The organism is Phycisphaerae bacterium (assembly GCA_041652575.1).
Classification (GTDB): Bacteria; Planctomycetota; Phycisphaerae; order Sedimentisphaerales; family UBA12454; genus UBA12454.
On record JBAZHC010000003.1, the window covers coordinates 192,500 to 207,257 of the forward strand.

The window sequence follows — 14,758 nt, forward strand, 5'->3', positions numbered from 1 at the left end:
ATATGGCATTTTTAGTGCCAATTCGGGCATTTTTACTTTTGGCAGGTACAGCAATTCTAACGGATTGTTTGGTGGAAACGCTAATAACTCAGACCGCAGGCGTTTTCAACCGTTTATTTTACAAGAGGTGGAGTTTAATCTAAATCCTTCTTTACCGCTTCCGGGAGAAGTTTAAAAATGCCTGTTATTAAATCCTGAGCCTTTTTGGTACTGCCGGACAGTAAATAATCACGGGCTTTATCGATTTGCCCGGCCATATCGGGATTCAGCGATTTAACCATTTTCCTCAAAGAATATATCTGAGACGGAATACGGATGGAATCTTTGTCAAACTCAAAAGACTTCAATTTACCAGCGTATTCCGCAATTGTTTCCAGCTCGCGATAACCATATCCTTCCACTCCGAACTCAGGATGCAGCACGACGTTCCTGACAGGCTCAACTGTTCCGCCTTCATTTAAATCGTTCCATGTAGCAATCTGAATAAATTTGACGTTATGTTTTAAACAATCTTCCCACGTTGCACGAAATTTATCTCCATTCCTGCGAGGTGTAATTCCGATTGCCCCGTCACTGCCCCATCCGCCGCAGCCGCGATTATCAAAACCCGGCAGAACGACACCTGATAAAAATGAAAATCTGTCGTAACTGCCAATCGCCTTTTCGGCATCTTCCCAGAAAACAGGTATCGAGTCGCAATCGCCGTGATAAGTACAGCCCCACGGCATAACCGATTCATATCCCTGAAATTCATTAACGGTTCTGTGTTTGTGCCAGTCGTGAATAAAAACAGGTCCTGGTTTTATGGAATTAAGCACTTCATTCCATTCAGCAGAATTCAGCCATGGCTGATTTATATCTTTCCCCGGACTGCCCCATGCAAAATTAGTCAATACCGGACGATTGTCTATTTTTAAATATGCAGGCGAACTGAACCATTCTTTTTTCAGATACTTAATTATTTCCTTGCCGCGAGTTATGGCATCTTTGCGACTTTTGACTCCTGTGGAAATGGGCGGAAACATTGACCGGTCTTCCCAGCATATCATCACCTTGAAATTTAATTTCTCGGCTGCCTGCCGCATCGCAGCAAAACCAATATTGTCATAAGGATGTTCGGCAGACGGGTCGGGACCATACCAATCGGCCACAAACGCATCTATTCCCGCCAGTTTCGCAAGCAGGATATGATATTCGCATAAATCAGGGTCAGCGGAATCGTAAGGACCAATAACAGGATAATAAACTGAAGATATGTCACGGCAATTGTTCTGCAAAATTTTATCAGGCCGGTGCCAGTATTCTTGTGGAATAGCAGGACGGTTTACCTGCCAGAATCCCCATGAACCGGATATGTCAGGCGTTTGATACCACGACATATAATGAGCAACTATAATTGGTTTGCTTATATCGTTAGAGGCTGTCAGATTGGTGTTTAAGGAAATAAGAATCAAAAAAGCTAAAAAAAAACTCATTATTCCTCGAGCCAATTTTCAGAAATTACAGCTAAATCACGAATTCCATAGCCATTTCGCCAGCTCTGACCGATTAAGACCAAATCCTTAAAATTAACTTTACCATCGTGCGAATAATCACCCGGCTGATAAGCTGTCAGTGAACCTTCTCCTGTCCAATACGTTACCGAATCGATATCAAAGAAATTAGCCCAGAACGAGACAATTTCCCCGGCCTGTGCATACTGACCCGCCTTGATATAATCACAGGCAGTTTGCATATCAGACAATACATAAGGACTGTTTGTAATATCCCTGATTTTATAAATCCATATCGGCACATTAAAATCAGGAATCGGTGAATTGGGAAGATTTTGAAATTCTGCTGTTTTCAAAAATGTTTTCTCAAGATATAAGTTGCCGAATTCAACTGAAGATTCGATTATCGTACCTTCAAACCAATCGTTCCACGTCGCAATCTGCACAACAGGCAGATTATTATCAATCGCCCAATTCCATGCGGCATCATACAACTGACCATTATATCTCGGCATTAAACGGGGCCCATCGCCCCAGCCCCAGACCGCGTAATCATCAAATCCGGGCCATACTCCGGACATATAAAAATCAGCAAGATTGTTTTTAAGAAGATATTGCCCGAACACCCTGTCGTCATACATCGTGCCGTTATTATCCACCATATCACAGTAGCCAACGTAAGGATACAACTCAGGAGGCGCAGAATATAATTGCGGCCAATCGAACTGGCCGTTAAGAACTCCGACATGGTCCGGGTCTTTAAACCACTGACGCATTATAACAGGTCTGTTTTCCGCAGAAAATGTATTCAGCCACGTTGTAATTTCCGCAGGCAGCAGGCAACTTATTCCTTTGCCTGCGATATCATATTCATAACTGAAAAGCAAAAACAACGGCCTTGTGCCGGTAACATAATATTGTCTGCCGGAATTATTAAACAGTGCCAGCCAGTTGTTCATATCACCGTAAGCTCTCGCAACCGCGACCGCTCTTGTCGTGGCACCGCTATCCCATATCCAGTGAGCTTTGTCCTCATAGCAAATCACAGCCTTTAACCCGTACTGCGACATAATATCAAGATAATTGGTTATCATATTAACCGTGTTCATATCCATACTATAATAGCCCAGGTCAAATATGACTCCGCCGATGCCGGCCATCTTTAAACTCTGGCAATGATATTCCACAAGACAAGGGTCCTTCATATCATAGTAACCAACCGAAGGATAATAAACCGACGCGATATCCGGCTTGCCATTGGCATCAAGTACGAGCGGATTATGGCTGTAAGAATTCCATCCCGACCAGCTTCCGCTGTATTGCGGCGTTCTGAATCCGGTCATCTCGTGACCAAAAACAATTTTTGGAGCCGCTGTCGTCAAAGCGGTTGGTTTCCAGTAGCCCGGCCCTTCTTTGACATGTATCTTATCGAAAATAAATCCGCTGCCGATGCTGCCGTAAAGCCTGATTCGAATCCAGTAATATTCTGCGTTCGTTATATTATTCTGCGCAGCCAGAGTCGCAACGCTTTCGAGGACCTGTGTATTTGTATCGTTTCTTTGAGATGCCCACTGAACTTCGCCAATAAGTATCTTGGAGCTGTTGAAATATAAAATCCACAGCGAATACTGCCCTGATGCTATCGAAGCGGAAGGCTTGATTTCCACCCTGTCATTATAGTTGCGAACCCTGACAAAACAGCAATCGTACCAGTTGACTATTGTATCGCCAGAAGCGGTTTTATTCATACTTACAGTACCATTGCCGTTTGCCGTAACCGAGGAATTCAGAGCAGGATTTAAAAGCGTAGTATTGTCGAGGTTGTCTATTATCTCAGCCTGACAGTAACCGCTGAATAAAATTAAAAACAAAAATGTTACTAATCTTTTGCCCATATTAAAGCTTTTCGGCAAGGGTCTTCGCCTTGCCAAAATCCTTTTCAAAAAGGGCCTTGCTTAATTCATCAAGAATTGCCTTGTCAGATTTACTTTCTTTCCTTGCCTTGTAAAGCTTCAGCGGTATTTTCAAAACATCGTTTGGAACATTATCTTCAACACCCTTGTATTTAGCCACGTACTTTTTATTCATCTCAAGATACTTGTAACCATATTTATCGCACGGCTCAATCTGCGTACCCTCGTTCCAGTCGTTCCATGTTATTATTTGAACGACATCGACATTATTATCAATCGACATCTGCCAGGTCAGGTCAAATCTTTTGCCGTCGTATCTCGGCGCTTTTCTTGCACCGGTTCCCCAGCCCCAAACAGGAGTATCGTCAAAGCCGGGCGTTACCCCGCCGAATACAATTTCATCTTTAATCTGCTGATTTTTTACTTTAAAGAAATCAGTATAAACATTTTTGCAAAAATCAAGGTCGCTGCTGTTTGTCTTCGGGTCGAAACTGCCGACCCAGAAATATTTTCCACCGGCGGCTTGACCGAATTGCTGATAAGCGCCGAGGTCAAAAATCAGCTTAACAGGCGTATCTTTGAAAGCTTCCGATATCCTGAGCCATTCAGTAGGATTGAACCACTGATCCGGAACTTTCCTGAAAACAAGAACAGGCTTTACGCCGTTAACCGTTCCATAAAAAGATTTATTCAGAAACGTTTCAGTCATCCACTGCAATTCATCCTGAGCGGCTTTAATTTCCGCCTCCCTGTCGGCAAATGTGCCCTTAGGCCAATAACCGCACCATTCCTCGAAACACATCATCAATTTCATATTATATTTTTCGAGGTACGGCAGAATTGACATCAAACCTTCGTGGCGGTATTTATTTATCCTTCTTCCGTCCCAGTCGACGATTATGCCGTCTATCCCGCTTAACTTCATCAGCAGGAACTGATATTCGAGAATATCGGGGTCTGAAGTATCATACGGCCCTGTGAGCGGATAACTGGTTACCGCCAAATCGCGTTTGCCATCAAGAAAAATAACATTGGGGTCGTGCGGGCTTTGCTTCCAGTCCGAATTCCACATTTCCCATCTGCCGGAAAATTCCACAGTCTTGAACCATGTAACAAAATGAGCGTAAACTTCCTTTTTGCTGCCGCCGGTTTCCTGCGAAAAAACACAACTAAAGCAGAAAATCAAACAGGCAAAAACTACCAGAAGTTTTCTTTTCAATTCCATTTATTAATCGCTTTCATTACCGGGCCCGGTAACTGGACAACTCAATAGATAATTAATTAAATCATCGACTTTACAGGTTGCAAGTCCTACATATTTATCGGCTGCCCCGTAATATACAAATAACTTATTATCAATAATAACTTTGCCGCACGGAAATACCACACCGCCGCCAGAGTAGCAGCCCTGCGTCTCATAATCCGTTTCAGGCTGTAAAATCCAGTCCCTTGTCCTGTATTTTACCTTTGTCGGGTCTTCCAAATCAAGCAGTATGGCCCCAAGACGGTAATATTTGTCTTTTCCGACCGCGTGATATATCGTAAGCCAGCCGGCATCAGTTCGTATCGGCGGCGTATTACCTCCTATTTTCAATTCCCACGGAAATGTCGCCTTCGCCAGTAATTTGCTCTTTTTAAAAGCCAGCATATCATCGGCAGATGAAATCCATATCGCCGGGTAGTCAGTGCCGTATTCTTTTCCGCACCACTCCATCGGCCTGTGAAGCATATAAAATTTTCCGCCGATTTTTTCCGGGAACAGGACAACATCTCTGTCATCCATCATCGGGTCAGTGAGCCGGCCTGCTCTTATAAAATTTTTAAAATCTTTTGTTATCAGCAAATGCGATGTCGTGTGATTTTCTCTGACACAAAGCGGAAACTCATCCGAACAATCCGGGCTTTTATAACATTTGCCGTCATTGAGCCAGTATTCGCCCGGCGGAAAAACTCTTGTCGCATAGGTTATATAATAGAACTGTCCCATCTTCACTATTCGAGGGTCTTCCATACATCCGCCGTCGAGGCCATCGGCACTGGGTGAAATCACCGGTTTATCGAAACGATGAAAATTATATCCATCCCTGCTGACAGCCAATCCAAAACGCACAACATGTCTGGAGTCGTTTCCTGCTGCACGATACAGCAAGTTGACAACGCCTGATTGCCTGTCATACCATGCGCCGGGATTGGTCGTAACAAAGCTTTCCCACTGATTGGCAGGATTCGGCGAAATAACAGGATTGCCTTCGAAACGCTGCAGTTTGACCGAAGCTCTGCGGCTTTTAATGTTCACATAAGCCAAATCCGACTTTACCTTTCCACTGCTCGTCCCTGCATTGTTGGTTGTTTCTTTAAAAATACTCATTCTAAACCTTTTAAATTGTTATTCTTTCTCGAGTTTCCTGAACCAGTTAAAATGCAGGAACACCGACGTTACGAACGTTACAGCGATCGTAATAAACATAGATTTATAATCCTTAATAATCAAATATATCGATATGAGCGGCATTGAAAGCTGCCAGATAATTCCGACGGTAATATTCACCATATCACGTTTGAAATCCTTGTTTTTTTCAAAGGACGGATTATCTTTCAGAACCATCTGATGCACAGGTTTCCAAAAGCCCCACGGCCGAACATCCGAATAAAACTTCTTCAGCGTTTCATCATCTTCCGGTTTTGTAAGCAGACTCACCGCAATGGAAGCGATACCGCTTGCAAGCAGAATAAACGGAAAACTGTTAATTGCAGTAAGTTTCGGAAATGCCATTGGGAACACAAGCGATGCGACGACTCCGGCGGCCATTCCCGCAAAATAACCAAAACCGTTGAGCCGCCACCAGTACCATTTCAGGACATTAGGCGCAAGATATCCGCCATATAATCCCGCGACCAGCCACATAGTAACCGAGCCGATGGATTTGGCCATATATCCGAAGAGAATTCCCACGGTGACAACAAGAATCGTACATATATAACTTACATAAACATATTTTTTCTCATTGGCATCAGGATTTATATAACGTTTATAAATATCTATAACAATATATGCTGTACCGGCGTTAACCGTGGAATCGAAAGTGCTCATAAACGCCGCAAGCAGCCCGGCAAGCATCAGTCCCACAATGCCGACCGGCAAAAAGTTATTAACGATGTAAGGCAGTATCTGTTCAAAATCAACATTGCTGCCCATCGCGTTCAACTGAGGAGTATAATATACGAGAGCAAGTACCGTAACACCTGTTATGAGCATATAGCGGGGTATAAACTGAGTAATCGAAACAAACCAGCTCATAAGAGCGGCTTCACGCGGACTCTTGGTTGACAGAACCCGCTGCATATCATAATTAGGACACGGCCCTGCCATACTGGCTAAAATTCCCTTAAATAAAATCATCATAAAGAAAATCCCAAAAAGGCCGAAGCCGTCCTCAGCCATTTTGCCGTTCAAACTATCCACAAGGCCGGACCAGTCAATATGCAGGTTCCAGCCAAACCCGAGATTGTGCCAATCTGCCGGTACAGCAGCAGTAATCTGAGCCGCTGTAGTCCTGTTCATCGCTATAAATGCGACTATGAACGAAGTAACAACCATTATGACATATTTCAGCGCATCGGTCAGAACCACACTGTACATACCGCCTGTTATTACATACACCGTCGTAATAGCCATAATAATCACGGCATAAGTATTAGGAGATAAATGCCACGGCATGAATATGGCGGCAAACTTACCCACGCCTTTAAAATCATAACCGATGAAACCGACAACAGAAACCAGCGCGAAAAACACAACACTGAGATGTGATAATCTCGCGCCAGAATCGTTTCCGAATCTTGTATTTATCCACGCAGCTCCCGTTAAAACGTTCGACCTTCTTAACCAGATGGAAAGATATACCATTCCGAATATCTGATTAAACGTCGGCCAAATCCACGGTATCCAGGCGCTTTTTAAACCATAAGCAAACAACAGATACACCAGCCACATCGTGCCGGTGATATCGAACATACTCGATGAATTGGATATGCCCAGCAGATACCATGGTATTCGATTGCCCGCGAGAAAATACGAACCGACATTCTTTGATGCAAGTTTGGAAAAAAGGAAACCGACTACTACAACTACTACTATATAAATGCCTATAATTACAATATCAACGGTATGTAAATTCATCAACGATTCATCCTAAAGAATTAAATAGTCGGTCTTAAAAATTTCACTTGTCTTTTTTGGCCCAGAAGCAATTATACACCCAAAGTATATCGTTTTTGCCATCTTCTGTTGCAGCTCTAAACACTCTAAAAGGATATGGTGTTTTAGTTTTTTCATAAGATGCGAAAAGTTTACTAAGTTCTATCGACCAGCTTCTTTGCATAGCATGGCCGTCGGCAAATGCAAAACAACTTCTGCTCGAACGTGAATGTCTGACTGTAATAGGGTCGGCGCTTATAGTCATGTCGGTTTTATTGATATCAGGCATCCAGGAATCCATATTATAATTCCGCGGGTCAGTTTCTTCTACCATTACATATTTTTCACTCGGTCTTCTTATCTGCACCAAATTTGTCAGGCTGTCCCATGCTTTGGCATACGTACTGCTCTTTGGGATAAATGTTTGTTCACCGTTCATAGTATCCGGTATGGAATAACTCCTAAAGTGGCCGCTTTTATCGTCGCTACAATGGAATACATTTAGGTCTGATGCGTAGGAAAACAGTTTGCCTCTTTTTATGCCTTCCTTTTCCTGCTCAATTGTAGGCTTAACATTATCCTTTATTGTTTTGCCGGTGACAGGATCGGTCGGAGCCCATACCCAGGCATATCTGGAGTAGTTTACTCGTAATACATCTCCCTCGTCATCACTTCTATAGTTCAATGCACATACCAGTCTGCCGTCATTTGCCATAGCATAAGCATACCAGGCCGTGCCGAGTTGTTTAAGATTATTCTCGCACATAATGGTTCTGCCCATCTCCCTGGCCTTGTTCAATGATGGCAGCAGCATCGCAAGCAGCAAGGCGATGATGGAAACAACCACCAAAAGCTCAACAAGAGTGAAACCATTTTTCTTCATTTTTAACACTCCAAGCTTAACAAATTCCATTTCTTAATATCCGGTGTGGAACAGACCGCCTGGCCGGTTCCACACCAGTTTTATCCAGTCTCAATACTTTTCATTAAGCCAGTTGCCGGATATATCTTTCAAATCCAGCATATCATACTCATTCATCCACGACTCGCCTATAAAAGCTACATCCTGGAAATTCACAATACAATCTTCATAATAATCTCCCGGCATAACATCTGTGCCGCAATTCATCGCCACCCTGACATCATCAATTGTCGCGGATTTGCCGTTGCCGTTTATCCAGAAGATAACCCTGAACTGCTTATAACCGCTCCAGCCGGTAATATTAGCGATATTAACCTTGAATGTATTCGGCCCTGTAATATTCTGAATAACATCTACATAACTCCAGGCGCCTCCCTGTTCCTGAACGCCAACATCGAGCCATCCGTCGGTATCTACGCCGGTAACCGTGACAGTAAGTTCAGGATAGACCGCCAAATTAACCAAAAGCGTTTCAGACTCAACTTTGCCATAGCTTGCGTATGGATTATCTTCGGTAAGAATCGCAGTAGTACCGGGTATGTCCGTCCAATAAGCATCAAGCTCCGTCCATCCGGTTCTAATAGGGTCAAAGTGGTCTTCCCAGAAAATCGGGTCAGGTCTTGAGGCAAGCTGACTGTTACGAACTTCAATCGTATTGAATGTCGTACTGTCGCCGCCGCCTCCGTTATCCAGCCAAATATTAATCTGGAAAGTTTTAACGCCGCTCCAGCCCATTAAACCTTTAATGTCAATACGGTTTTCCGAAGGCACTCCCATATAACTTACCGCATCAGCATAAGAGCCGGCGCCGCCTACTTCCTGAATTTGAACTGTATACAAACAGCCGGATTCGACATCTGTTGTTTTAATATGTAATTCGTCATAAAAATTAACATCAAGCGTTATAACTTCCGAATTGGTAACGCCCCACCATTCTCCGGGATTCGGATTAATAGTTACAACCGCATTAGGTCCGGCGGTATCAGTCCAGTAACAGGTCGGTTCAATCCAGGTAGTTTTGATAGGGTTAAAATCTTCAACCCAGCCCGCCTGTCCCCGCAGTGATTTTCTTATCTGCAGTAAATCGAACGTAACCGATTTGCTTTCGCCATCAATCCATATATTGATAATAAAGGATTTTACCCCGCTCCAGCCCATAAGTTTGGCTATATCGACGACCTGTGTGCCGGCCTGACCAACATAGCTGACTGCATTGGCATAAGCATTTGAGCCGCCTACTTCCTGAATTTGAACTGTATAAAGAGCGCCGCTTTCAACTTCGGTGGACGCAATAACAAGTTCATTATATTCATTGACATCGACAGTGATTACCTCTGATCCTGCATCGCCATAACTGTTTACAGGATCACTTTCAGTAAGCCTTGCCGTTGAGCCTGTTAAATCTGTCCATGTAGCACTCGGCTGAGACCATGTTGATTTGATAGGGTCGAAATGTTCTGTCCATCCTTCTGAAGCTGCCGCTTCTCTTAACTGAAGAAGACCGAATGTTACAGATTTGGTTTCTCCGTCAATCCATATATTTACCACAAATGATTTTGTTCCGCTCCATCCCATAAGCGCAGCAATATTAACTATCTGTGTGCCGGGAGTACCGACATAACTGACCGCATTGGCATAAGCACCACCTTCGACAGCTTCCTGAATCTGAATTGTATACAACGCGCCGGCTTCCACATCGGTTGAAGTGATAACGAGTTCACTGTAAACGCTTACATCAGCAGTAATAGTTTCTGATGTAGCGACACCGTAACTGTTTACCGGGTCGTTTTCAGTTAGTGTTGCAGTCGGCCCCGCCAAATCGGTCCAGTATGCACTGACCTCATTCCATGTTGTCTTGACAGGATCGAAATTCTCTTCCCACACAACTGCCGCTTTTGCGCCACAGGCGAAAATCATAACCATTGCTGTTATAATTAAAATCAAAAATCTTTTCATATTTTCACTCCTGCTCTCTGCTCATAAATAATATTTCTTGATATATTTATGGCAAACTAAGCTTTCAGATAATTATACCATTTTCTTCCTTAAAAGTAACGCACCAAGCCCGACAAAAACAAGTGTTATTGGCTCCGGAATAACGGCAGTAATTGTGGTTCTTCCGCTATCATAGCTATAAATGAAGCTTCCGATACCGTCATAAGCGGTTACATCGCCATAGGTTGTAACATCAGTAATTTCACCATTAAGAATCAATGAGCCGCCTGTAATATCAATTGAGCCGTTATCAGACATAACAAGTCCCCCGCCGCCGGTTACGTCAATAGTGCCGTCATCCAGTTGAATATGGCCTACGCCGTTACCGTTAGTACCGCTATAACCGCCTGCTACTGCCAACAGCCATGATATATTAACTGTTCCGCCATTCATCAAAAGTGTACCATCTCCCTGTGAACCGTCTGTGTCTCCGCCGCACATCAAAAGAGTTGTATTAACTATACCGGAGTCAACCTGTAATATGCCCTTCTGGTCGGTTCCCCACTGGCCTACAAACAGATGGTCTGAGACCTGAAGCGTACCGCCATTGACAGTCACTTTTGAGCCAGTTGGCGTTGTATCGCATATATGCAGCCAGTTGGCATATCCCGTCTCGCCTGTATTTAGAATCGGCCCTGTTGTATCATATGTGCCGACAACAACATCATCGCCGCTTGTAGGATATGCTGTCCAATTTCCTGTATCAACCCATAGACGATTGGTAGCATCGTTAGTCCACCACAACCACTGCCCAAACGACACGTTCGCCACTATGACAACAATTATCAGGGATGTTAAAAAACCATTTTTTTTCAATAACATAATCCTTCTCCTTTACAAATTAAGTTACATATTTAATACATCCATAACATTTTGCTGTTTTTTAAGTGCACTTCTTACACAGCATCTATGATACCATAATACAGGGCATTCTATATCCATTCAAAGCCAATATACGGATTTTTTTAGCCAAATTACGACAGGCCTAAAAAATAATTTATTGTTTGTATGTCATTCATATACAATTAGTTACAAAAACACACATTGCAATATTCATTATAAAATTTACCATTTTTTCAATGCAATTCTGGACATTTATATGCCAAGTCCGGATAATATATACTGTATGAAAAAACTGCCGCGAATAATTCTAATGGTCGAACCTTTAGGCGAGTATCTCCAGGGACTACTAAGGGGTATTGCGCAATATTCAAACTCAAACGGGCCATGGGTTTTTTACAGGGAGCCCGGCAAACACGAAGGTACACTGCCTCAGCTTAATCCCGAAGAAGCTGACGGCGTCATCGCCAAAATTGCCAACACTGCCGGTGCGAGAAAAAAACTTCCCCGGACAGTTCCGGTAATTCTTATCGGATATAGAGAAATTATTCCTGAGATGCCTCAGATTTTCGGCGACACTGAAGCTATCGGCAAAGTCGCCGCCGAGTATTTCCTCAATAAGGGATTCAGAAATTTCGCTTTTTGCGGCTTCGATGAGTTTCACTGGTCGCGGGAAAGAGGCAAAAGTTTCAAATTGTTTTTAGAAAACAAAGGATACAAAGTTCATTTATACAGAAATCTGAAAGGAGCTATGCGCAAGTCCTGGCAGCTCGAACAGCAGGACCTCGCTAAATGGCTCAGGACTTTGCCGAAACCTGTGGCTATTCTGGCATGTAATGACGACCGCGGACAGCATCTTATAAGCGCATGCAAACTCGGCAAAATGCGAATTCCTGACGAGATTTCAGTCCTCGGAGTTGATAACGACAAATTTGTATGCTCGTTAACTTACCCGCCGCTTTCGAGTATAGCTCTTGGTACAGAACGGGCAGGTTATGAAGCCGCGCAGCTTTTGGCAAAAATGATGCAAATGAAAAAATTCATTAATTCGAGCATTATGGTCAGGCCTACCCATGTTATAACAAGACAATCTACCGATATCATCGCGGCAGAAGATACGCTGCTTTCCGAAGCTATAAATTACATCCAGAAACATTCAAATATGGATATCTCCGTTGATGATGTAGCCGGCGAGGTAATGGTATCAAGAAGAAGTCTCGAAAGAAAGTTTCGCAGGCAGTTGAACAAATCCATTTATGATGAAATCCGGCGTATAAGAGTAAACAGAATTATCTCAATGCTGCTCGAGACCGACCTGACAATAGCACAAATCGGCCTTGCCATGGGTTTTAAAGATATCACACACACAGGCAGGTATTTTAAGGAAGAAACCGGCCTTTCGCCGCTGGCTTACAGAAGAAAATTTATTAACCAATCACTTTAACAAATGTATTTTCAGCCGTGCCGTTTCAAGCATCAATAAACAATTGGGATTTTTTCTGGAATCGCAGTTCCATTCTGTCGATTCGAATCCTGTCGCCAAAGCCAAGCGGAATAAGCTCATTTTTTGAAAGTGTAAAATCATTAACAAAAACATTTGTCAATTCCGTTAAGTTCTCCAGATAGAAACCCTCATCAAGATATAAAATAGCGGCATGTACCGGCTCAAGCCCCCTGTCGGTAAAGCTCAAAGAACAATCTGGTTTTGAGCCAATCGTGGCAATACGATAAATCAAGCAATAACTTTCACAGCCCTGCTTATCATCGGATCCGAGATTGTTCAGCCGTTCCAATGTTACTGAATTCAGTTCAGCCTTTGACGCTGTCTTCCACAGTTCGCCTGACAGCTCACTGATAATTTCTTTGTAAGGAGCGTCTTTCAGCCAATCCCTGAGACGATTTACACATTTAATCGACAAATTAAGCACACCGGCCAATTTCAGTTTTTGACCACTGCCGGTGATTTTCCTGCCCTTTGAATCTACCGTCTTTTCATCCAGCAAAGTTCCGTTGTCTGAATCGTTATCTTTGACCAATAAGCCTCTTTCATTCAAATCGATATAACAGTGCGCATCGCCGGTAATTTTACATGATTGTTTATTATTTTCTTCGCCGCTTGGAAGCAGTCTTGCAACAATATCGTTCTTTCTTGCCCGGCCGATTGTTACAGACGGCTTTGCAATAAGAACAACATTGAGCAGTTTATCCTTTGCTTCTATAAACAGGCTGGCAGTATCTGTTTGCGAGCCTCTGCCGGGGTGTATAACCCTTTTGGCAGACGAGTTGTAACTTGCGGCCGCTGCCAGAGAATCAGTCAATTGCTTACTGCGGCCAGGGTCCGAAACAAGCTTGAGTTCCTTGTAATCAGGATTCAAATTACTATATCCCTTCATAAGGTCGTTGGCCGTGCGGACCCTGTCAAACTTTATGAGATTTTCAATATTATTCCTCACGGAATTGCCCATATATTTGGCGTTATCGGAAACACTGCCGAAATCAATCAACTTCTCCGCCTGAATCAAAACATTATGAAACTCTTTTGTATTTTCAAAAACCGGCAGAATAAAGTCCGACCAGAAGGCATGCCATTTATCTTTTTTTCGAAGAGCTATACTGAATCGAATTAATTTTTCACCTGCCTTCGATGGTTCAACCGGAATACATTCATGTCCCGATGCACACGGGTCAAGACGACTGCAGCACCACAAATAAGTATTTTTCAAAAGATTCCCTGAAATTTCCGTTTTCACTTCATCAAAAACGTCATCGCTCAAGTTCTGAATTTGCAGTTCGATAATCCCGCAAAAACCTTCCATATAAAAATGATTGGTATTTATAGACAGAACCAAACCATGAGAAGTACCTTTGGGCTTATCCTGCAAATCGCCCGGCTGAACGGGGCTGAAAGATTGTATTACTTTTTCAAATAGTTCCTTTGCTCTATCCGCGGTAATACCGAGCCTTTCCCGCAAAGCGGACAGTTTAGAGGCTTCATCGGGCGGAATATCGCCGTCTTTTATCGCTACTTTCATTTTTTCAAGAAAGATGGATTCCTTCTGCTCGGGCGTTAAAGAGAAACCGGCTTTTTGCGGGTTCGCAATTTCAATCTCCGGCTGTATGCTATCCTCAATAGAGACACTGTCCGCCTCAGCCCGCTGATTCAAATCATAGCCGCAGTTTTCGCAAAACTTCGGCCTATCGCCTGTTAAAACTTTTCCACAACCCGGACAAATTTCTGCTGTCACTTGAACCTCTCCTTGTATCTAATATAGTCAACAATTATATCAGGACAACCAAATTTGTCCATACTACGTCTGTCAGGACTTTCGCCACAGTGTTTGCATCTTACGGCTTCGTCCTGAATCTCTTCAGCGAAATACGGACATCGTTTCATCTG

Annotated in this window: 11 protein-coding genes; 1 reads left to right on the forward strand and 10 read right to left on the reverse strand. The window is 43.2% G+C overall.

The window, feature by feature from the left end:
- Positions 1 to 134: 134 nt before the first annotated feature.
- From WC496_03715 to WC496_03750, 8 genes are all read right to left on the reverse strand, one after another.
- A complete protein-coding gene (locus tag WC496_03715; GenBank protein ID MFA5292122.1) occupies positions 135 to 1,475 on the reverse strand; it encodes an endo-1,3-alpha-glucanase family glycosylhydrolase in 1,341 nt (446 codons plus the stop codon).
- Positions 1,475 to 3,406 (reverse strand): hypothetical protein, encoded by a 1,932-nt coding sequence (locus tag WC496_03720; protein ID MFA5292123.1) that lies wholly within the window; start codon positions 3,404 to 3,406, stop codon positions 1,475 to 1,477. Before WC496_03720 ends, WC496_03715 begins: the two co-directional genes overlap by 1 nt.
- Positions 3,390 to 4,631, reverse strand: a complete 1,242-nt coding sequence (locus WC496_03725) for a glycoside hydrolase family 99-like domain-containing protein (protein ID MFA5292124.1) — start codon at positions 4,629 to 4,631, stop codon at positions 3,390 to 3,392. The genes WC496_03720 and WC496_03725 overlap by 17 nt, the downstream gene beginning before the upstream one ends.
- A gap of 3 nt (positions 4,632 to 4,634) precedes the next feature.
- On the reverse strand, positions 4,635 to 5,774 hold the full coding sequence (locus WC496_03730; protein ID MFA5292125.1) for a glycosidase: 1,140 nt from the start codon (positions 5,772 to 5,774) through the stop codon (positions 4,635 to 4,637).
- Positions 5,775 to 5,792: 18 nt separating this feature from the next.
- Positions 5,793 to 7,586: a sodium:solute symporter family protein gene (locus tag WC496_03735; GenBank protein ID MFA5292126.1), complete on the reverse strand. Its 1,794-nt coding sequence runs from the start codon at positions 7,584 to 7,586 to the stop codon at positions 5,793 to 5,795.
- A gap of 43 nt (positions 7,587 to 7,629) precedes the next feature.
- Positions 7,630 to 8,487 (reverse strand): prepilin-type N-terminal cleavage/methylation domain-containing protein, encoded by an 858-nt coding sequence (locus WC496_03740; protein MFA5292127.1) that lies wholly within the window; start codon positions 8,485 to 8,487, stop codon positions 7,630 to 7,632.
- Positions 8,488 to 8,577: 90 nt separating this feature from the next.
- Entirely contained in the window at positions 8,578 to 10,482 is a 1,905-nt protein-coding gene (locus WC496_03745) for a hypothetical protein (protein MFA5292128.1), read from the reverse strand.
- Between the two features lie 72 nt (positions 10,483 to 10,554).
- Entirely contained in the window at positions 10,555 to 11,343 is a 789-nt protein-coding gene (locus tag WC496_03750; protein MFA5292129.1) for a hypothetical protein, read from the reverse strand.
- A gap of 277 nt (positions 11,344 to 11,620) precedes the next feature.
- Between WC496_03750 and WC496_03755 the strand changes: the two genes are divergently transcribed.
- On the forward strand, positions 11,621 to 12,805 hold the full coding sequence (locus tag WC496_03755; protein MFA5292130.1) for a substrate-binding domain-containing protein: 1,185 nt from the start codon (positions 11,621 to 11,623) through the stop codon (positions 12,803 to 12,805).
- 25 nt (positions 12,806 to 12,830) lie between these two features.
- Here WC496_03755 and WC496_03760 read toward each other — a convergent pair whose 3' ends face one another.
- Together WC496_03760 and WC496_03765 are read right to left on the reverse strand one after the other, a co-directional pair.
- Entirely contained in the window at positions 12,831 to 14,606 is a 1,776-nt protein-coding gene (locus tag WC496_03760) for an FHA domain-containing protein (GenBank protein MFA5292131.1), read from the reverse strand.
- Entirely contained in the window at positions 14,603 to 14,755 is a 153-nt protein-coding gene (locus WC496_03765) for a hypothetical protein (GenBank protein ID MFA5292132.1), read from the reverse strand. Before WC496_03765 ends, WC496_03760 begins: the two co-directional genes overlap by 4 nt.
- Positions 14,756 to 14,758: the final 3 nt, after the last annotated feature.

Excerpts from the sequence above, each read along its gene's own strand:
- WC496_03715 (MFA5292122.1), bottom strand. The coding sequence starts at position 1,475 with ATGAGTTTTTTTTTAGCTTTTTTGATTCTTATTTCCTTAAACACCAAT.
- WC496_03725 (MFA5292124.1), bottom strand. The coding sequence starts at position 4,631 with ATGGAATTGAAAAGAAAACTTCTGGTAGTTTTTGCCTGTTTGATTTTC.
- WC496_03730 (MFA5292125.1), bottom strand. The coding sequence starts at position 5,774 with ATGAGTATTTTTAAAGAAACAACCAACAATGCAGGGACGAGCAGTGGA.
- WC496_03735 (MFA5292126.1), bottom strand. The coding sequence starts at position 7,586 with ATGAATTTACATACCGTTGATATTGTAATTATAGGCATTTATATAGTA.
- WC496_03740 (MFA5292127.1), bottom strand. The coding sequence starts at position 8,487 with ATGAAGAAAAATGGTTTCACTCTTGTTGAGCTTTTGGTGGTTGTTTCC.
- WC496_03745 (MFA5292128.1), bottom strand. The coding sequence starts at position 10,482 with ATGAAAAGATTTTTGATTTTAATTATAACAGCAATGGTTATGATTTTC.
- WC496_03750 (MFA5292129.1), bottom strand. The coding sequence starts at position 11,343 with ATGTTATTGAAAAAAAATGGTTTTTTAACATCCCTGATAATTGTTGTC.
- WC496_03755 (MFA5292130.1), top strand. The coding sequence starts at position 11,621 with ATGCCAAGTCCGGATAATATATACTGTATGAAAAAACTGCCGCGAATA.
- WC496_03765 (MFA5292132.1), bottom strand. The coding sequence starts at position 14,755 with ATGAAACGATGTCCGTATTTCGCTGAAGAGATTCAGGACGAAGCCGTA.